This window comes from Bacillus mycoides (assembly GCF_000832605.1).
Lineage (GTDB): Bacteria > Bacillota > Bacilli > Bacillales > Bacillaceae_G > Bacillus_A > Bacillus_A mycoides.
Map to the genome: position 1 here is coordinate 2148215 of NZ_CP009692.1, position 21008 is coordinate 2169222.

The following is a 21008-nucleotide window of genomic DNA, read 5'->3' on the forward strand; positions in this document are numbered from 1 at the left end:
AGATGGGGAAAATTCGCAAACTCGATGATCAACTCTCTAACTTAATTGCGGCAGGGGAAGTAGTAGAGCGCCCTGCCTCAGTTGTAAAAGAACTCGTGGAAAATTCCATCGATGCGAATAGTACATCTATTGAAATCCACTTAGAAGAAGCTGGATTATCGAAGATTCGCATCATCGATAATGGAGATGGTATTGCTGAAGAAGATTGTATCGTTGCATTTGAACGACACGCAACGAGTAAAATTAAAGATGAAAATGATTTATTTCGTATAAGAACGCTCGGTTTCCGCGGAGAGGCCCTGCCGAGTATTGCCTCAGTGAGTGAATTAGAATTAATTACGAGCACAGGTGATGCGCCTGGTACACACCTTAGTATTAAAGGTGGAGACATTATAAAACAAGAGAAAACGGCAAGCCGAAAAGGAACAGATATTACTGTACAAAACTTATTTTTTAATACACCAGCGCGTCTTAAATATATGAAAACTATTCATACAGAGCTTGGGAACATTACAGATATCGTGTATCGTATTGCAATGTCACATCCAGAAGTATCGTTAAAACTGTTTCATAATGAAAAGAAATTGCTTCATACATCAGGAAACGGTGATGTAAGACAAGTACTTGCATCGATTTACAGCATTCAAGTTGCGAAGAAGCTTATTCCGATTGAAGCTGAGTCTCTAGACTTTACAATTAAAGGTTATGTAACATTACCAGAAGTAACGAGAGCGTCGCGTAACTATATGTCAACGATTGTAAATGGCCGTTACGTTCGAAATTTCGTATTAATGAAAGCAATTCAGCAAGGATATCATACGTTATTGCCAATCGGACGATACCCAATCGGCTTCTTATCAATTGAAATGGATCCAATGCTTGTTGATGTCAACGTACATCCAGCAAAATTAGAAGTACGCTTTAGTAAAGAACAAGAATTGCTAAAGCTTATCGAAGAAACATTGCAAGCTGCATTCAAAAAAATACAACTCATTCCAGATGCTGGTGTAACAACGAAGAAAAAAGAAAAAGATGAAAGTGTGCAAGAACAGTTCAAGTTTGAGCATACAAAACCGAGAGAATCATCTATGCCTAACATCGTTTTACCAACAGGAATGGATGAGAAACAAGAAGAAACAACGACTGTAAAACAACCAGCACAACTGTGGCAACCGCCGAAGCAAGAATGGCAACCACCACAGTCACTAGTAAGAGAAGAGCAAAGCTGGCAGCCATCCTCTAAGCCGGTAATAGAACAAACGGTTCGAGAGGAAAAGGAATGGACTAGCAACGATGACGATTTTGAATTAGAGGAATTGGAAGAAGAAGTCGGGGAGATAGAAGAGATTGAAATGAACGGTAATGACTTACCGCCGCTTTATCCAATTGGACAGATGCACGGAACATATATTTTCGCTCAAAATGATAATGGGTTATATATGATTGATCAGCACGCAGCGCAGGAACGTATCAATTATGAATATTTCCGTGATAAAGTAGGAAGAGTAGCGCAAGAAGTACAAGAACTACTTGTACCGTACCGTATTGACTTATCTCTTACTGAATTTTTACGTGTCGAAGAGCAGCTGGAAGAACTAAAAAAAGTCGGACTATTTTTAGAGCAATTCGGCCATCAATCCTTTATTGTCCGTTCGCATCCAACGTGGTTCCCAAAAGGACAAGAAACAGAAATCATTGATGAAATGATGGAGCAAGTCGTAAAACTGAAAAAAGTAGACATAAAAAAACTACGCGAAGAAGCAGCGATTATGATGAGCTGTAAAGCTTCAATTAAAGCAAATCAATATTTAACGAACGATCAAATATTCGCTTTACTCGAAGAACTACGTACAACAACAAATCCATACACATGTCCGCATGGAAGACCGATTCTGGTGCATCATTCTACTTATGAGTTGGAGAAGATGTTTAAGAGGGTTATGTAGGATTAATGTCCAAAGAGAAAAAGTTCGTTCCTAGTTATTTGAAACGGTTTGAAAGTGCCTAGTATTATTTATATGTGTTAAAATAAATATGTAATAGCAATGTTCTCTACAGTTATTTTAATAAAATATTGAGAGAAATAAAAAGGAGCGATAGTAACAAGTCGCTCCTTTTTAATATAATTCTTTTGCAACTATATTTTAAAAATTCATTTATAAACTAGAGATAACCTATTTGTAATTTATATGTGCTTCCTCATTTTTTTGTAAGGAAAGGGGTTTTAATTTACAGATTTATCAGAATTATGTAAAGTGTATATAAAACCATAAAATGGGGTGTTCTTTATGTGTACTAGTTTGACATTACAGACAAAAAACGGTCAGCACCTTTTTGCAAGAACGATGGATTTTACATTAGATTTGAATCAAGAAGTAATAATCATTCCTCGACATTACCAGTGGAATAATATAACTGGTGAAATCATTAATACGAAACATGCTACGGTCGGAATGGGGATTAATCATCAAGGAAGGGTCATTATGGCGGACGGAGTAAATGAAGCAGGTATGACATGTGCAACACTCTATTTTCCAGGATTCGCTACTTATAGTAAAAGTATAGATAATAACAAAACGAATTTGGCTCCATTTGATTTTGTGACTTGGAGTCTCACACAATTCAATTCTGTCAAAGAGTTAAAGAAATCTGTAGATAGCATTACCTTTTTGGATATACCATTACCGGATTTAGGACTTACGCCGCCACTCCATTGGATTTTAGCGGATAAATGGGGAGATTGCATTGTACTGGAGCCAACAAATGAAGGATTAAAAATGTATGACAACCCACTAGGAGTGATGACGAATAGTCCGGAGTTTAGTTGGCATTTACAAAATTTAAGACAATATATTGGCCTTAAATCGCAGCCATTCGCGCCAACAGAGTGGAGTAATGTACCATTAAGTGCTTTTGGTCAGGGCTCAGGTTCAATGGGACTTCCAGGGGATTTCACCCCGCCATCAAGGTTTGTGCGAGCAGCATATGGCAAACAAAACATTCAAGGTATAGATAGTGAAGAAGAGGGAGTATCGGCCCTTTTTCATATCTTATCAAATTGCGAGGTTCCTAAAGGCGGAGTAATAACAGAAGAAGGTGCATTAGATAATACCATTTATACAAGCGTAATGTGTATGGAGTCCGGAACATATTATTATCATACTTACGATTGTAGACAAATTATAGCCATTCATTTATTTCATGAAAATTTAGATACAGATGAGATTAAAGCCTATCCGTTCCAACGGAAACAAAAAATATTTTATGAAAACTAAGTAGCTTTGAAACAACGCTTAGTAAATTTTCAAATATATATAATAGAGCAATAATGACCTATAAAAAGTAGGAATCGGAAGGAATATAATTGATAATCTAATAAGTAACCCGAATAAATACCCCTTAAGAAAAAATAGACGCAAAATATTCAAGGTATTATATAAATTCAATCCAATGACTCCTACCAGTAAAATTCTGCTGGTAGGGGCAGGTGCATTGGCTAAGAAACTTATTTTTTCATTAAACTAGCTTTTATTTCTTCTAGAAGGCCCATTAAAGTGCTATTAGGTAAAATAAACATGGACGTACTACTCCATTTATAAATAGCAAAGCACAAAAAAGGTGTGGAAAATATCCATACCTTTTTTGTGCTTCTATTATCTATGTATAAAAAAGCGCCGTATATCAGCACTTTTTAAAGGTACGTAAATTGTATAATAAGGATTTCTACATTATTAAACACATAACTATGCATGGCCAAATATAGATTCTTATTTGGTTAATTGTTATAAGGATCTATACAGTTATTTATTTTTATTATTATTAATTTTTTCAGTATATAAAACCTGCTCTTTATAATGCTTTTTAATTGGGAAGTTATGTGTACCAGAGCCGTTTTTGAAAGTTTTATTGATGGGGTTTTTTAGAGGGACTGTTGTAGTTTCAGTAAATTCATATGGGTAATTTATTTTAGATTTATCTTCAAACATGAAAATGCCTCCTTTTTAGGATTTCCTGAATTCTTTACTATAACATGATATGCATATAGATTTTTTTTGGACTAGTTATTTATATAGGTTAATGGAATTTAATTACGTAACTACTGAAATATTTCAAAGGAAAACAATGTGAGAAATATATTATAATGATTTCTTTTATTTATTAGCGAAGGGAATCTTGCATATATATTCGTTATAGATTGTTTTTATAATGTAATATATATATAGTTTTCCTGATAATATAATGTGGAATATTATAGTGTTATTAGGTTATTAGGAACATTTAATGTTGTTTCACAACTGAAAGGGAATTGAAAAAAAACTGAAACTTTTCTCATAAAAATTCAATCTTACTTGAAAAATGAAAGGAAAATGAAATTTTCTAAAAGGAATTCTTTGTTAAGATAAAAAGCATACATACAAAAAAGTATTGACATATCTCAAAAATGTATTTTCGAGATATAGTGGGGGAAAAGATGAGATTAGAAAAACAATTAATAAAAAAGATGTATTATGAAACATTCCTAATGGAGAATGAAACACACCCACCTCTTCAAGTACTTGGAGAAGCTTATGTAAACGAAGAAAAAAATGAGATTTCTGATGGATCTTATATTCGTTTTGCACAAGGTGAATTTTATTATCACCATCAAGATTTTGAAGCAGCTATTTTTAAATGGGAGAAAGTTAGTAATGAACTAGCACCATGGGCACAAAAAAATATTGCGGATGCTTACTTCGAACTTAACCAATTATCAGTTGCTGAAAATGTGTATACTTCCATTACTACTGATAACAAAATACTTATGACCGAAATTGTGCTGCAATTACTGTCTCTTTACATCGAGCAAAATAATTTTGATTCAGCTTTCGCTGTTATAAAAGAAGCGGTTTCTTTAAATCCCGATTATCCAAACGTCACAACAATTGCTCGTTCCTTTTATGAAGAACAGCAAGATTTTGATAGTGCAGTAGAGCTTGCTGTGAACGAGTTAATTCGAACAGAATCTTATCCGTGGTTTGAGGTTCTAAAAGAATATATCGATAAAGGATTTACTAAAAATATTTCACCAGACTATTTTTATAAAGTATTAGTTACATTAAATAATGTAGATCAAGTACAATTTACGCAAATTGTTTCATCACTTTGGCACAGCTATAAAGATGAACAAAATTACTTATTATGGCTCAACACAATAAATGAATTTTTCATACATATCGAAATACATTCGTCCGATATATGGGACGAAATTTCTTCTCTTTACGAAGAAACATACTTTGAATTAATTCAAGGTCAATATATGCTTAGACAATTACACGATATCATTCCAAACCTGTTAACAAATTGGTTAAAGGTAGTCAATCCCTCTCATGCTGTATTTCCATCTGCAGCAGTATTGGCATGGGATGAGATTTTTCCTTCTAAAATAGATTCAGCGGATATAAAAGATGCAGAAGACCTACTGTCATATTCTATTAATCATGTGAATGGCTTAGAGTATAGTTTACATCTTTTTGAATCTATTACACACTGGGCACAAGAACATGATTTAGAAATGGGTAACCGATTTAGCTGGTTAGTTGGTGAGCTTGCAGATTTAAGAACAAATCGCCTATTAGTAACTGGAACTTCAGGGAACGGAAAAGCTTCATTTATTAACTCTATTTTAGGAGAAAATATATTAGAAAACTCAATCTCAAATGTAGTTGTTTTTAAAAATGACGCTTATACAGAAATTAACGCTATAACAGATTCGGAAATTACAACAACTGAGAATTTCTCTGATTTCCATAACATGATGTCCCTACATCGTCAAACATATAGAGATAGAGCGTGTGTTGAATTTAAATTACCATGCAGGTTTTTAAGTAAAAATAAACTTACATTCGTTGTTACACCTAGCTTTAATAGGAACAATGACGCGAGAGATGAGGTGTTTGAATATTTAAACTCTGTAGATGAATTATTATTCGTATTGAATACGGATTCACCTTTTACTGACAAAGAACGTGACATTCTATTAAGTATCCAAGAACATACACCAAATCTACAAGTTCATTTCTTATTAAATAAAATCGATAACATTTACAATGAAGCAGAAGCAAAAAGAGTTATACAAGATACGCAAGTGAGAATAAATACATATTTCCCTAATGCAAGAGTTTTCCCTTATTCTTCGTTATATACAAATAGTAAACAACTAAACGATTTAACTGAGTTTATTCATTTTAACTTTAACCATAAAAATATCGATGTAGAACGTACTGAAAAGCTATTGTTTTTCATTCGAAAAACAATTACATATCTTTTGGATAAACGTGTCGAGAGGGAAAATAATCTAGTGGATTCTATTAATTGGAATGAAGATATGTTAGTTAAACTAAATGCTTGTATTAATAACCTTACTGCTTTTGAGAAGGAAAAAATTCATTTAATTACAGAAGCATATCGTACAATGAAAAACGAAATTACTAATGATCTTACAGAACATATTCCGAAACTATTGCAGAGTTGTTCCGATTTAATTAGTGAAGAAAGTGATTTTGGGCACATTGATATTGAACTAAATACAGCGATGAATGAAAGGGTGCAACAATATCTAGAACAAACTGTATTACCTAATCTTGCTCGCTCTATGCAAAATTGGATTGCGGCTTCTAATAACGAGCTCCTTCAAAGTCAATTGTACTTAGCAGAAACCAGTGAAGGACTTAATTCTTTATTTGGAGAAAATCGAATACAGTTAGAATGTGACTTTAAAGTAATTGATGACTGGCGAAGAGATACTGATAGAATGACAACTAGAATACAAATGGAAGAAGTAAATATTTTACGCCGATTTACGCCAGCACAATTTTTACTGAAAAGTGCCGGTAAATTATTTGGAGTTCTTCCTAAAAATAAAGCTATGCTATATAACAAATACAAACAGTATTTAGAAAATGAAGATTATACCGATGTAACGGCTTCTATTATGAAGAAATTTTTCTTGCAGTTTGAGCTATTTGAAAACACACAAGAGCGGGATATTAATATGTTTTTTAGAAATCCATTTGGCTCGTTGGAACAAGCTGTAAAAAACACTCATTTAGAAATAAAAGAAAAACAAGATAAACTGCATAAAATGAAATTAAACCCTGAAGTTTATCATGATCCTATAACGCTCTTTGAATTGAGATTACGTCAATGTGAAGTAATCTTAAATATAGGTGATGATAATGCCTATACAGATTTAACTTTAGAAACAAGCGTAGAATAAAAGTAAAATATATCAAGTTTTTTATATGAAATTGCATCATGTGTTATAAGAGGGGAAAAGGGAGCAACCGTAATGAGTTGCTCCCTTTCTTTATATAGATTACTTTTCAGTTTCTTTAATTTTAGTTTTTACTTCTCCAGTTTTAATTTTATTACTTTCTGAGAAACGTAATAAATCGCCTTCAATAATTTTGTCAGACATTCGTAACTCATTTTGTGCACGGTTAATGAGTGCTTGTGCTTCTTTTTTTGGTAAATCTACAATTTGACCTGTTATGCGGTCATAGAAAGTATTGTTTTTGTATGCATACTTGTTTGTAATAAAGCTACCATCACGTAAAACAACAAAACCGGTATATTCATCTGAAAACATATCATGGCCAAAACGGATATCGTTAGTAGTATCAATCCCTAATAAATTTAGAATAGTAGGTTTCATATCGATTTGTCCCGTAGGCTTTGAGATAGTTTGACCTTCTGTTTGGCCAGGGATATGAATATATAAAGGTGTGCGTTGTAAATTTAAAGTATCAAATTCTGTTATTTGATCTTTTTCTAAAAACTGTGCCATTGCGCGATTATGTTTTTCAGAAATGCCGTAATGATCACCGTATAACACAATAATAGAATCATCATACATTCCCTCGGCTTTTAAACGCTCAATAAATTTTTTGATTGATTCGTCTAAGTAACGTGCTGTTACGATGTAACGATCAAATACGCCATTACCAGAGTTGTATGGTTCAATGAATTTTGTATCTTCATCATACGTAAATGGATAATGGTTTGTTAAAGTAAGGAAACGAGCGTAAAATGGTTGATCAACAGTTTTTAATATATCTACTGATTGATCAAAGTATTCGATATCTTTTAATCCCCAATTTAAATTTGTTTCGGGTGTAATTTTGTAATCAAGTTCATTATAGTAACGATCATAACCAAGAGCAGAGTACATGATATTACGATTCCAAAATGTTGCGTTATTCGCATGGAATACAGTAGTGAAATAGCCTTGCTGACGTAAAATTTCTGGAGTCGCAGTATAATCGTTGTTACCGTGCGTGAAGAATACAGCTCCTCGATTTAATGGATACAACGATGTATCTATTAGAAATTCAGAATCTGATGTTTTTCCTTGACCAGTTTGGTGGAAAAAGTTATCAAAGTAATAGCTTTCATTTATGAATTCATTCAAGAACGGTGTAACTTCTTGACCATTGACGGATGCACCTATTAAAAAGGTTTGCAAGGATTCAAGAGTAACGACAATTACGTTTTTTCCTTTAGCTGCACCAAACATGTTAGGATTCGGCTCGCTATGGTTTGCCTTTACGTAGTTTTCAGTTTCTTGTAATTTACTACTATCTGCAAGTGCCTTTTGGGATCCAGCTTTTACTTGTAGTGTTAAATCATATACTTGATGAGTGTATAGTCCTAAATTTTTCACAAGCATTACGCGGTCGAAGGATCTCGTTAATAATTCAGGTCGTTCTTTTTCTGCAAGCTGTAGATTTGCAAAAAATACACCAATTGTTAAAAGAAAATATAATAAGCGTGCAGAATGAGTTACACGTTCTGTTTTAAAGACTATTGCTTTCTTTTTTAATAAAATAAAGAAGAAAATAATGTCTACGAATGCGAGTATAATTTTGTAGTTCAATATTTCTATAATACTGCCGCCTAATTGGCCGAAGTTTGATGTTTGTCCAAGTACTGGTAACGTAACGAAATCATTATAAAAATCATAGAACATTACATTCCCAGCAAGTACGATTGTTAATAAGAGATTAATACATAGCGCTATATAATTTCTCTTTTCACCGGTTGCAAATAATGCTAATCCAACAAATGCTAACGATGCAGCGAGAGGGCTAATAAACAAAATAAGTTCTTGTGTAGAAGACTCAATTTTTAAATCAAAACTGAATCGCGTAATAAGATATGTTTTTAACCATACTGCTAAAGCAATTATTATAACAAAGCTTATATTTTGCAGTTGTAAATTTATTTTATTCTTCATTTTTACACCTTCTTTATAGAATTTATTTAACTAATGTTATATATTATATTTTTATAACTATTAGAGTGTGGTGAACCATTTAGATTATATTTTTCTAAAGGTAATAATTTGAAGTATTCATATACATATAATGGAGAATTTTAAAGCGAAGTAACATAAATCTAATTTTTTTAGAAACGGAGCAGAAAAAGTCATAGTTGTAGTAAAAAATACTTATAGACATCCTAACATATTAAACACTACGGCGATGTTACAAAATATCGAACAAATGAAAGTGAAAATGAATAGATGATTTTTAAACTATTGACATTCAACCAGTTTAAATTTTCAGAAAAGTAAGCTTGAAGAAAACGGTTATATTAATTAGTAGAAAACGGTTATATTAATTAGTAGAAAACTACATTCTATATAGAATGTAGTTTTTCATGTGTTTTCAATATATCCCGTAAAATCCTGATTCTTTGTGGCTTAATCATCAGCGGGGGAGGGATAATAATTTCGTTAAAGCTATTATTAGATAAGTAAAGTGTTGGTGAAACTTAAAACATTTGACTGGCATCTTAATTAAAAAGTTTAAATACCTGATAAATATTTTCCAACATACAGACCACTTGCAGCTGCTTGAGATAATGAATGAGTGACGCCTGAACAATCTCCAATTAAAAATAGCCCATTCATACTTGTTTCAAAATGGTTATTGATTTTTATTGTAGGAGAATAGAACTTTCCATCAATTCCATATAATAAAGTATCTTTATCGATAGGTTCTTGGATAAATTGTTCTAAACGTAATAAAAATTTTTTGAGTCCTTCAATATATAATTGAGGGATTTCCTTATTCAAATCTCCATAATCTCCGTGTAGTGTAGGCTGTATACGATTATGTTTCATGTTGTTCTCGGCTGTAGGTTGTTTCTTTATTAAGTCCTCTAAACGCTGTATAACAATCCGATCTCGTCCTTGGTTAATGCTTTTAATAATTGAACTTGCGTATACATTTGCTTCTTTGAGAGTTGGAAAATAGCGCGGGATAAATAAAGTGAAATTTAAGTTAGAAGTGCCAGTTCCTTGCTCTCGAAAATTTTGACCGTCAGGCATAACTAAACCTTCTTCATACTTTCGAATAATGCGTCCTTTTGGATTCATACAGTAAGTAGTAGCCGTGAAATGTTCATGCTGATAAGAAAGTTTCGTCTCAAATGTATCTTTTAATATAGAACGTAATTGATGTTCTTTCATCTCTACCCTAATACCTAAATCTATACGGGTTTGTTCCTGTGCAATTTTAAGGGAAGAGCACATTTCTTTTAACCAATCCGTTCCAGAACGCCCAGTTGCAAATACTAATTGCTTAGAATGGACAGTTCCTTGATTTGTAGATATTTTAAAATGGTCTTGCTGCTTAACGACATGTTGTACATCTATATGAAATCGGATATCTATTTTGTTAAGTAAAAATTCATAGAGCTGCTGAAAAATGTTACTTGAAAGTGTAGTGCCAAGATGCCTTACTTCTGTTGTGAGCATTTGTAAACCACACGCTTCAGCTCTCTTAGTGAGATTTAGATTTTCTGTAGAATATTTTGAAACCGAACTTCCGCCAAACTGACATAGAATTTTATCTACTTCAGCCATGAGTTGTATAAAAGCTTTTTTACCTACTTTTTGCTCAAGTTCGCCACCAAATCCATTTGTATAATTAAATTTCCCTTCAGATTTTCCTAAACCACCAAATCCGAAATATTTATCACATGTAGTACAATTACACACTTTTCCTTGGTCTAAAGGACAATGGCGATCTTTTAGCGCTTTACCTTTATCAAGAATTAAAATCTTTTTGTTACTTTGGGCTAATGAATAAGCCATAAAGATGCTACTTACTCCAGCTCCGATAATTGTAACATCATACATATTCTTTCACCTGCTAACGAATAGTTTGTTTTTTATTTTCTTAGTGTATAACACTTTTATGAAGTTAAGAAATAGCTTTTATTAATAAAGAGGGAGTTTTTGAACTTGATGCTTTTTTAATTTCTCTGAGTGGTGGAGTAAATACAAATGTTTTTATTTGAAAGAAGAAATAGATTTAAATGATCACTATGTCATATGATTAATAAAATCTTACATATAAAAAAAACAGACCTTTTAAGTAAAGAGGTCTGCTAATCATTGGAAATAGTTGTTAAGTGCATAAATTTGAAGAGAATTATAGTTTTATTTAGCGAAGACGTGGTTACCGATTACCGCTACTGTTTGACGTGTCGTAATCCATTTGTTTGTTGAAGTTTTTGGATTATAAAAATAAAGCCAATCAGAATGTATTCCATTTGTAGAGATAGCCTCTTCTACTGCCATTTTTGCTTCTGCGCTTGCAGGCTGATTAATTCTACCATCGGTAACAGGAGTAAATGCATATCCGCGTTTAATAGGTTCATAAATAACACCTGTTATTGTATTTGGAAAACCATTTGCATTTACACGATTCAAGATAACTTTCGCCACCGCTACTTTTCCTTTATATGATTCGCCACCTGCCTCAGCAGTAACTAAGCGTGCCATTAAGTCTTTTTCTTTTTCTGAAATACTTGAATTGATTTTTAAATGTTGTCCTGTATAAAGCTTGTTTCCGACTGTATTGTTAATTTGTTTTATAGATTGAACGGTAACATTGTAACGCTTTGCTATAATTTCTAATGAATCTCCCGGCTGTACTTGATAAATAATTTGTCCAGAGATGTTCTTAGGTTTGTCGTTTTGATGAACAGTGACCTCATTTGATTTCATGGATCCTGGAATATGTAACTGTTCACCAATAAAAGTTTGATCTTTTCCTTTATTATTTGCTTGTTTAATAGATTGTATTGAAACTCCATATTGTTTACTGATACCCCAAAGTGTATCATTCTTTTTTACTGTATGAATGGTGGAAGCCTCAGCTACACCTTGATTACATACGAATGTAATTGCTGCCGCAGATAAAGGAATTATATGTTTTATTTTTAATAATTTCATTGTAAATCCTCCCAATAAAAAATTAAGTTTTAATTGTTGAGTAATGTAGTTTAGAGTATATAAGATATGTATTTATATTTTAATATAAGTATATTAGCACGTATAGAATAAATAATCATTATAAGTTTTTTATTTATATCATGTAGGACCCAAATATGAAATATTGCATATGAAAGCCCATTGAAGTTCGAGTTGTTGCTTACTATAATTTATCTAGTGAAAAGGGATATTAAATTTTTTTAATGCATTGAGATGAGAATATGTGGATGTTTTTAAATTTTACTTCTATGCAATATTCCATATTTATGAAACATTATTTATTAAGTAGCTTATATTATATTCAATAAGTTTGATATAAAACAGAAAAAGAGAGGGATAAAAATGAGCAATAAGAAGTTTATTTTGAAATTATTCATATGTAGTACTATACTTAGCACATTTGTATTTGCTTTCAATGATAAGCAAGCAGTTGCTGCTAGCGCTGGTAATGGGCTTGAAAACTGGTCAAAATGGATGCAACCTATACCCGATAACGTACCGTTAGCACGAATTTCAATTCCAGGAACACATGATAGTGGAACGTTCAAGTTGCAAAATCCGATAAAGCAAGTATGGGGAATGACGCAAGAATATAATTTTCGTTACCAAATGGATCACGGAGCTAGAATTTTTGATATTAGAGGGCGTTTAACAGATGATAATACGATAGTTCTTCATCATGGGCCATTATATCTTTATGTAACATTGCATGAATTTATAAATGAAGCGAAACAATTTTTAAAAGATAATCCAAGTGAAACGATTATTATGTCTTTAAAAAAAGAGTATGAGGATATGAAAGGGGCAGAAGATTCATTTAGTAGTACGTTTGAAAAAAAATATTTTCCTGATCCTATCTTTTTAAAAACAGAAGGGAATATAAGACTTGGAGATGCTCGAGGAAAAATTGTGCTACTAAAAAGATACAGTGGTAGTAATGAATCTGGAGGATATAATAATTTTTATTGGCCAGATAATGAGACGTTTACGACAACTGTAAATCAAAATGTAAATGTAACAGTACAAGATAAATATAAAGTGAGTTATGATGAGAAAGTAAAATCTATTAAAGATACGATAAATGAAACGATTAACAACAGTGAAGATTGTAATCATCTATATATTAATTTTACAAGCTTGTCTTCTGGTGGTACAGCATGGAATAGTCCATATTATTATGCGTCCTACATAAATCCTGAAATTGCAAACTATATGAAGCAAAAGAATCCTATGAGAGTGGGCTGGGTAATTCAAGATTATATAAATGAAAAATGGTCCCCAATACTTTATGAAGAAGTTATAAGAGCGAATAAGTCACTTGTAAAAGAGTAAAGATTGTCATAGTAAGAAGCGATGAAATACATCGCTTCTTTTTTGTTTTCTAAAAATTAACATCAAATATAGCTTTACATATCGTACGTTCATGATAGAAAAAAATCGAAACTTAAGCTATAATTACTACATATAAAATTTGTACCTATAAATTTTATATGTAGTAATGAATTTGATTTATTGTAATGAAACGGAGGTATATATTATGAAGTTTCCACATGATTTTTTATTCGGGGCTGCTTCAGCTTCTTATCAAGTAGAAGGTGCATGGAATGAGGATGGAAAAGGTGTTACGAATTGGGATGAGTTTTCAAAAATTCCTGGCAAAACATACGATGGAACAAATGGTGATATAGCGGTTGATCATTATCATCGATATAAGGAAGATGTTCGTTTAATGGCTGAGATGGGATTGGAATCGTATCGTTTTTCGATTTCTTGGGCGAGAATATTGCCGACTGGAGGTGGAGAGGTAAATGAAAAAGGAATTGAATTTTATAACAATTTAATTGATGAATGTTTAAAGTACGGGATTGTACCGTTTGCGACTTTATATCATTGGGATCTACCATTACCGTTAGAAAAAGATGGTGGGTGGACGAATAAACGAACAGCAGAGGCTTTTGTAAAGTATGCAGAAATTTGCTTTAAGGCATTTGGTGATAGAGTGAAACATTGGATTACTTTTAATGAAACAGTAATGTTTTGTGGATTAGGCTATTTAAAAGGTGCACATCCACCAGGAATACAAAATGATGTTCCAAAGTATTTTCAAGCGACTCATTATGTATTTTATGCGCATGCGAAAACAGTTGCGGTGTACAAGCAGCTGAAACAGTATGGGGAGATTGGGATTACACATGTTTTCTTACCTGCTTATAGTGTGGATGATCAAAAAGAAAATATACTAGCAGCAAATCATGCGAATGAATATGAAACGTACTGGTACTACGATTCAGTTTTAAAAGGTGAGTATCCGTCTTATGTTGTACAACAATTAAAGGAAAATGGGTGGACTCCTAATTGGACGGTTGAAGAATTAGAAATCATTAAACAAAATGCTGAAAAAAATGATTTTATTGGCTTGAATTATTATCAGCCAATACGAGTAGAAAGATATGATATGGATATAAAGAGCGAGGAGCATTCTCGAGAAAACTCAACACTTGCTCCAGGTAATCCTTCTTTCGATGGTTTTTATCGAACAGTAAAAATGGATGATAAAACATATACCAAATGGGGGTGGGAAATATCTCCCGAAGGTTTCTTAGATGGATTGCATATGTTGAAAGCGCGTTACGGTGACATAAAGATGTATGTAACGGAAAATGGACTTGGTGATGAAGATCCAATCATTGACGGAGAAATTGTAGATGTTCCGCGAATTAAATTTATTGAAGAGCATTTAAAAGTAATGAAGCGTGCAATTCAAGAGGGAATTAATTTAAAAGGTTATTATGCATGGTCAGTTATTGATTTATTAAGTTGGTTAAATGGATATAAAAAGCAATATGGCTTTATTTTTGTCGATCATAATGATAACTTAAAACGTAAGAAGAAACTTTCGTTTCATTGGTATAAACATGTGATCGAAACGAGAGGAGAAGAGTTATAACAGATAAAAGAGTATTTTAGGAGAAAGTGTATGAGTGCAAAGTATAAACAAATTGCAGATGTGTTAGAGCAAAACATTCGAGATGGGCTTTTTAATGAAACGAAAAAATTACCTACAGAAGAAGCGTTGATGAATCGATTTGAAGTAAGCCGTAATACGATACGTAAAGTAATTAGTCAGCTTGTGAATAGAGGTTATATTTTTCAAGTGCAAGGTAGTGGTATGTTTTTACGTGAAACTTCTGTAACAGATTACATTAATTTAGGAAGTTTACGTGGATTAACGAAAAATCTCGTTTCACAAAATATTGAAACGAAAGTGCTAGAGATTGAAGTAATAGAGGCAAGTGAAGAGATAGTAGAACGGATGCAATGCGAGATTGGAACTAGGTTATATTTCTTGAAGCGCGTAAGAATTGTAGATGGGAAACCATTCTCTATTGAAGTAAGTTATTTCAAAAAAGATATCATTCCTTATTTGAATGAAGAAATAGCATTAAGTTCTGTATACAGTTATTTCATTGAGGATTTACGATTAAATATTGGCTTTGCCGATAAAGTTATTAGTTGTGAAAAAATAAATAAAGAAAATGCAAAGCTTTTAGAACTAAATGAAGGTGATCCAGCGCTTCTTATTGAAAATACAGTTTATCTTGTAAATGGAACAATTTTCGAGCTATCTCAATCAATGTTTCATTATGAAAAGACCAAACTTTTAAATCGAATTAATTTTAATTGAAAATGAATATAAGTAGCCTTGTAAAAAAGCAACTGGTCCTAAGTGAGCAGTTGCTTTTTATTTTTAAAGTGGATGAGCAAAAAAACACAAAAGTGGTTGGTCCGTTTTTTACAAACTTCTATTATGATAAGAGAAGAAAGGTAGTATTTTATTCATGCTTTAAAATAGACTGGCCTTAGAGAGGTGGAAGACAATGAGTTTTGCGATTTCACTAGTTGTTATTATTGTAGTTGTATCACTATTTGGGACCGTACTAGTCGCACGAAATGTAGAAGAGAATTACGGTAAGTCTACAAAGAGGAATGTAAAAAACTTATCTGCTATCTATATCATTCTTCTTTTAGGGCTTCTTGTGGGAGTTACTTGGTATGCGGTCGTTATTTTATAGAGTGTGTATATGATGAAGGAGTTAATGCATTGATGAAAAATGAGCGCCATGTTTTAGTTGTTTTCCCGCATCCAGATGATGAGTCGTATTGTGTGGCTGGCACAATTTTGGCTTATACGGAGCAGAAAGTCCCTCTTACCTATGTTTGCTTAACACTTGGTGAAATGGGGAGAGCGATGGGGAATCCACCTTTTGCAACTCGTGAATCTTTATATACAATTAGAGAGAAAGAGTTAAAGCGAGCTACAAATATTTTAGGGATTGAAGATTTACGTATGATGGGATATCGTGATAAAACTCTTGAATTTGAAGAGCCTGGAAAATTAAGAAGCTTGATTCAAAACTGTATTGAAGAATTGAATCCTTCTGTAGTTATTTCTTTCTATCCTGGGTATGCAGTTCATCCGGATCACGATGCAACAGGGGAAGCAGTAGTAGAGGTCTTAGCTAATATTTCGGAAAGTAAACGACCAGCCTTTTATGCTGTAGCTTTTTCGAAAAATCATGAAGACGAAATAGGACCTCCAGATTTTAAAAATGAAGTGAAAAAATATGTTTCGAAAAAATTGGAAGCATTACGAGCACATGCATCACAATTTACAACTAAAGTGGATGAGCTGGAAAGGGAGTATGAAGACGGTATTTCAGGCACAGTTGAGTGGTTAGAAAGAGAACCGTTTTGGATATATTCATTCAAAGATAAAAATATGTGATGCTACATCTGAAGGTGATGAATATGTATTTTGAATATAAGAATCGAAAGATTTTTTACAATATAGAAGGATCGGGTCCTGTCATATTGTTTTTACACGGTCTTGGAGGAAATTCGAATAATTGGTTATATCAAAGAAAATACTTCAAGAAGACATGGACCGTAATCTCACTCGATTTACCTGGGCATGGGAAATCCGAAGGGATGGAAATTAGTTTTAAAGAATATTCAAATGTTTTATATGAGTTATGTAATCATTTAAAGCTAAAATCAGTAACAATTTGTGGTCTTTCAAAAGGAGCTAGAGTGGGTATCGATTTTGCTATTCAATATCCACGTTTTATTTCTAGCTTAATTGTTGTAAATGCATTTCCCTATTTAGAACCGGCAGATCGTAAAGAACGACTTGAAGTATATGATTTACTTAGCTTGCAGGATAAAGGGAAAACTTGGGCTGATACGTTATTGAGAGCAATGGGAGTAGAAGATAATGATGCAATTGTCCGAGGATTTCATCAATCCCTACAAATGATTCATCCGACGCATATTCAAAGGCTATTCGCTGAATTAGTTGATTACGATCAAAGACCATACCTCTCTAACATTGCATGTCCTGCATTAATAATACGAGGAGAGAATGATTATTTTGTTCCGGAAAAGTATGTGAGAGAATTTGAAAAACACCTGAGAAACGTGACCTTCGTTGAGTTGAAAAATAGTGGGCACTTGCCTTATTTAGAACAGCCTACTAGCTTTAATGTGACGGTAGAGGCATTTTTAAATCATGCGCTTGATTAATACCATTTTTGCAGTGAATACTGTTATTAATGAGTTCAGGGCACCAGCTTGGAGAGGAGGGAACTAAATGGAATGGCAACCGAATCGTGAAGATAAGATACCAGTTTATAAACAAATTGCTGATTACATTGAAAGAGGCATTTCTACCGGTGAATTCCCTTCTGATAGAAAATTACCTTCCGAGCGTATGTTAGCACAGAATTTACAAGTGAACCGGAGTACGGTCGTAGCTGCTTATGAGGAATTGAAATCACTTGGGGTAGTAGAACGGAAAAAAGGAAGCGGCACTCGGGTGAATACAGATATATGGGGTGTGTCACATAAACGAATACCGAACTGGGGTAGGTACGTTGAGGATGGATCGTTCTTACCTAATGTACCACTTGTTCAACAAATTCGAACGGAAACACAAAAAGATGATTTAATCAATTTAGCGAGTGGTGAATTGTCATCAGATTTAATTCCGAGTGATAGATTTCGAACAATTTTGTCGGAGAAAACATTTATGGGAAATCTCGGTTATGACCATCCGCTTGGAAATGAAATGTTGCGAAAAACCATTGCGGCACATGTCGAGCAATATAAACAAATAGAAGCAGATTCAAGCTCTATTCTTATTACATCTGGAGCTCAGCAAGCACTTAATCTTATCGTTCAATGTTTGTTAAAGCCTGGAGATGCGATTGCAATTGAGGATCCCTCCTATTGTTATTCACTTCCGATGTTTAAATCAGCAGGTTTAAAAATATTCCGTTTACCAGTTGATCAGCATGGTATGAATCCAGATGACTTAATCGATTTGCACAAAAAGCATCGCATTCGTATGGTGTTTTTAAATCCGGATTATCAAAATCCAACTGGAACGGTACTTTCATTGGCAAGACGTAAAAAGGTTTTAGAACTATCTTCTGAATTTGGTATACCGATTGTAGAAGATGATCCGTATAGTTTGACTTCTTTTAATGGAGAAGTGAATCCAACATTGAAATCGATGGATCAAAATGGGAATGTTCTTTATGTGAGCTCATTATCAAAAATTGTTGCATCAGGATTACGTATTGGTTGGGTAATTGGCCCCACGCGCGTAATTGAGAGATTGGCAGATGCGAAGCAGCAAGTTGATTTCGGTCATAGTGTATTTACACAGTGGGTAGCGAACCAATTTTTAGAATCTGAGGATTTTCATACGCATATTACGTTGCTTCGTGGACAACTGAAACAAAGAAGAGATGAGTTAATTAGAAAGCTTGAAGAAATATTAGGGGATCAGATTGAATTTTTTGTTCCTGAGGGCGGAATACATTTATGGTGCAAAGTGCAAGGAACGTTTGATGAATATCATTTACTAGGTGAATCTATACAAAATGGTGTAGCATTTGTCCCAGGAAGCGTCCTAGGTTCGAAAAGTGAATATGTCCGATTTACTTTTGGCAGAGCGAATGTAGAACAAATTCAGCTTGGAGTTACAAGGTTTGCGGAAACATTAAATGAGATTTCATAATAGTGAAGCGTAATATGGAAATGAGGGAAAGAAATGAAGTACGTGACGCTTTTACTTCAAGTAGGCGTGCTATATGTGTTTAGCTTAGCTGGTACGTGGATTCAAGGAGTATTCCATCTGTCGATGCCAGGAAGTTTAATAGGGATGTTAATATTGTTTCTACTCCTTTCTACTCGTATTTTTCCATTAAAGTGGTTTGAGGTAGGGGCAGAAAAGTTAATAGTATTTTTACCGTTATTTCTAATTCCTTCGACAACAGGATTAATGGAATATGGATCTTTTCTTTTAAGTAAGGGGAGTGTTATATTCCTTTTAGTAGTTGCAAGTACGGTAGTAACATTGATTGTTTCAGGGTATGTAAGTCAATTATTAGTAACATCAAAAAAATAAAATCGACAAGGTGCACGATTCAAATGGTCTTAATTATTATTACTGTAGTAATTTATTTATTGGCGACAAAGTTATATAAAAAATTTACGTCTCCATTTACGTTACCGGTATTAACAGTTACAGCAATTATGATTTGCTTATTTTTGATATTTGGTATTTCTCATCATGAGTATAAGGAAAATGGGGGAGACATTCTTTCAGGTTTTTTGAGTCCTGCAATTGTAGCGTTAGCCATACCTCTATTTAAAGAGCGAGAGATACTTATGAAAAACTTTTTAGCGATACTAATCGGCGTAGTGATAGGTATAGTGGCTTTAACGAGTATGAATGTAGTGATTGGTGGAATTTTAAATATAGATAAGGAACTTATATTAACAACTTTACCACAATTAGCGACAATGCCTATTGCCATTTCATTAGCGGATCAAATTGGTGGCATTCCATCTATGACTTCTAGTTTTGTAGTTGTTGCAGGAATAACAGGTGCTATTATCGGACCGACAGTACTTAAGTTTTTCCGAATAACAAGTACGATTGGAAAAGGAGTGGGGATGGGCTGTGCATCACATATTATTGGTGTGAGCCGTCTAGTGAAAGAAGGAGAGAAAGAGGCAACTATCGGTTCGGTAACGATGATTGTAACAGGGATACTTATTAGTATATTAGTACCTTATGGAGTGAAATTTTTATTTTGAAAATTAATGAATCGTAATAAGGAGCATAACACTACTCATTTTAGAGCGTAATGGAGATGATTAAAATGACAACATGGTTTATAGTTACATTATTTATTTTTGGTGCTCTTAAAGTACTAGTTTCTAGTATGCCAACTTCTGTTGTAGAATCAATTATTAGTAGATTTGAGTTACACCAAAAACTTGATGAGGAAAATACTACTGTAACGGTAGATGGGGAAAGTATAGAAGGAGAAATGAAACTTCAAGTTATTCATGAATTTAACGAGGCTTTATTTTTAGATAAACATTATTTTCCGCCGCAAGGGAATGGTACACCGATAGTCATGGAGACGAAGAAAGGAAAAAGAGAGATTAGATTTTCTATATATAGCTACGAGGAACACGTTGATGTAGTAAAGCAATATAAGAAGAAAGTAGTTGCATATCGTTTGCGATCAAAAAGCCTTCAAAGTCGTTCAGTAGCAGTGACTGAAGATTATGCTTAAGGAGAGACCGTTATTATAACGGTCTC

Annotated in this window: 17 protein-coding genes; 13 read left to right on the forward strand and 4 right to left on the reverse strand. The window is 33.3% G+C overall.

The genetic code is table 11. From position 1 onward, the window contains the following. The first annotated feature begins 2 nt into the window (after nt 1–2). A complete protein-coding gene (gene mutL / locus BG05_RS13065; RefSeq protein WP_002185084.1) occupies nt 3–1946 on the forward strand; it encodes a DNA mismatch repair endonuclease MutL in 1944 nt (647 codons plus the stop codon). A gap of 342 nt (nt 1947–2288) precedes the next feature. Then, nucleotides 2289–3275 (forward strand): choloylglycine hydrolase family protein, encoded by a 987-nt coding sequence (locus BG05_RS13070; RefSeq protein WP_002185086.1) that lies wholly within the window; start codon nt 2289–2291, stop codon nt 3273–3275. 525 nt (nt 3276–3800) lie between these two features. Here the strand turns inward: BG05_RS13070 and BG05_RS13075 are convergent. Continuing rightward, complete coding sequence (locus BG05_RS13075) at nt 3801–3986, reverse strand: hypothetical protein (protein ID WP_000461142.1); 186 nt, start codon at nt 3984–3986, stop codon at nt 3801–3803. Nucleotides 3987–4471: 485 nt separating this feature from the next. On the opposite strand from BG05_RS13075, the gene BG05_RS13080 reads away from it, so the two are divergent. Continuing rightward, nucleotides 4472–7255, forward strand: a complete 2784-nt coding sequence (locus BG05_RS13080) for a dynamin family protein (RefSeq protein WP_016127441.1) — start codon at nt 4472–4474, stop codon at nt 7253–7255. 99 nt (nt 7256–7354) lie between these two features. Here BG05_RS13080 and BG05_RS13085 read toward each other — a convergent pair whose 3' ends face one another. The 3 genes from BG05_RS13085 to BG05_RS13095 all read right to left on the reverse strand — a co-directional run bounded on the left by BG05_RS13085 (nt 7355) and on the right by BG05_RS13095 (nt 12286). Beyond that, nucleotides 7355–9274, reverse strand: a complete 1920-nt coding sequence (locus BG05_RS13085) for an LTA synthase family protein (RefSeq protein ID WP_003191025.1) — start codon at nt 9272–9274, stop codon at nt 7355–7357. Nucleotides 9275–9847: 573 nt separating this feature from the next. After that, nucleotides 9848–11185 (reverse strand): NAD(P)/FAD-dependent oxidoreductase, encoded by a 1338-nt coding sequence (locus tag BG05_RS13090; protein ID WP_002185089.1) that lies wholly within the window; start codon nt 11183–11185, stop codon nt 9848–9850. Between the two features lie 303 nt (nt 11186–11488). Next, nucleotides 11489–12286, reverse strand: a complete 798-nt coding sequence (locus tag BG05_RS13095) for a cell wall hydrolase (protein WP_002088026.1) — start codon at nt 12284–12286, stop codon at nt 11489–11491. A 381-nt stretch (nt 12287–12667) separates the two neighbouring features. Here BG05_RS13095 and BG05_RS13100 point away from each other — a divergent pair, with 381 nt between their 5' ends. From BG05_RS13100 to BG05_RS13145, 10 genes are all read left to right on the forward strand, one after another. Beyond that, on the forward strand, nt 12668–13657 hold the full coding sequence (locus BG05_RS13100; RefSeq protein WP_002185090.1) for a phosphatidylinositol-specific phospholipase C: 990 nt from the start codon (nt 12668–12670) through the stop codon (nt 13655–13657). Nucleotides 13658–13862: 205 nt separating this feature from the next. Further along, on the forward strand, nt 13863–15272 hold the full coding sequence (locus BG05_RS13105; RefSeq protein ID WP_002185091.1) for a glycoside hydrolase family 1 protein: 1410 nt from the start codon (nt 13863–13865) through the stop codon (nt 15270–15272). A gap of 30 nt (nt 15273–15302) precedes the next feature. Then, nucleotides 15303–16010, forward strand: a complete 708-nt coding sequence (locus tag BG05_RS13110; protein WP_002185093.1) for a GntR family transcriptional regulator — start codon at nt 15303–15305, stop codon at nt 16008–16010. A 193-nt stretch (nt 16011–16203) separates the two neighbouring features. Beyond that, nucleotides 16204–16398: a hypothetical protein gene (locus BG05_RS13115; protein WP_002014626.1), complete on the forward strand. Its 195-nt coding sequence runs from the start codon at nt 16204–16206 to the stop codon at nt 16396–16398. Nucleotides 16399–16430: 32 nt separating this feature from the next. Further along, nucleotides 16431–17111: a bacillithiol biosynthesis deacetylase BshB2 gene (bshB2, locus tag BG05_RS13120; protein ID WP_002167764.1), complete on the forward strand. Its 681-nt coding sequence runs from the start codon at nt 16431–16433 to the stop codon at nt 17109–17111. Next, nucleotides 17111–17908, forward strand: coding sequence for an alpha/beta fold hydrolase (locus BG05_RS13125; RefSeq protein WP_002185094.1), 798 nt, complete (start codon nt 17111–17113; stop codon nt 17906–17908). Before bshB2 ends, BG05_RS13125 begins: the two co-directional genes overlap by 1 nt. Before the next feature lie 67 nt (nt 17909–17975). Then, nucleotides 17976–19409 carry a MocR-like pyridoxine biosynthesis transcription factor PdxR gene (gene pdxR, locus BG05_RS13130; RefSeq protein WP_002033714.1) on the forward strand — a complete coding sequence of 478 codons (1434 nt, stop codon included), beginning with the start codon at nt 17976–17978 and terminating at the stop codon, nt 19407–19409. A gap of 33 nt (nt 19410–19442) precedes the next feature. After that, nucleotides 19443–19799, forward strand: coding sequence for a CidA/LrgA family holin-like protein (locus tag BG05_RS13135; protein WP_002014630.1), 357 nt, complete (start codon nt 19443–19445; stop codon nt 19797–19799). 23 nt (nt 19800–19822) lie between these two features. Beyond that, nucleotides 19823–20494: an LrgB family protein gene (locus BG05_RS13140; protein WP_002185096.1), complete on the forward strand. Its 672-nt coding sequence runs from the start codon at nt 19823–19825 to the stop codon at nt 20492–20494. Between the two features lie 65 nt (nt 20495–20559). Further along, on the forward strand, nt 20560–20982 hold the full coding sequence (locus BG05_RS13145) for a YfmQ family protein (protein WP_002088014.1): 423 nt from the start codon (nt 20560–20562) through the stop codon (nt 20980–20982). The last annotated feature ends 26 nt before the right edge of the window (nt 20983–21008 follow it).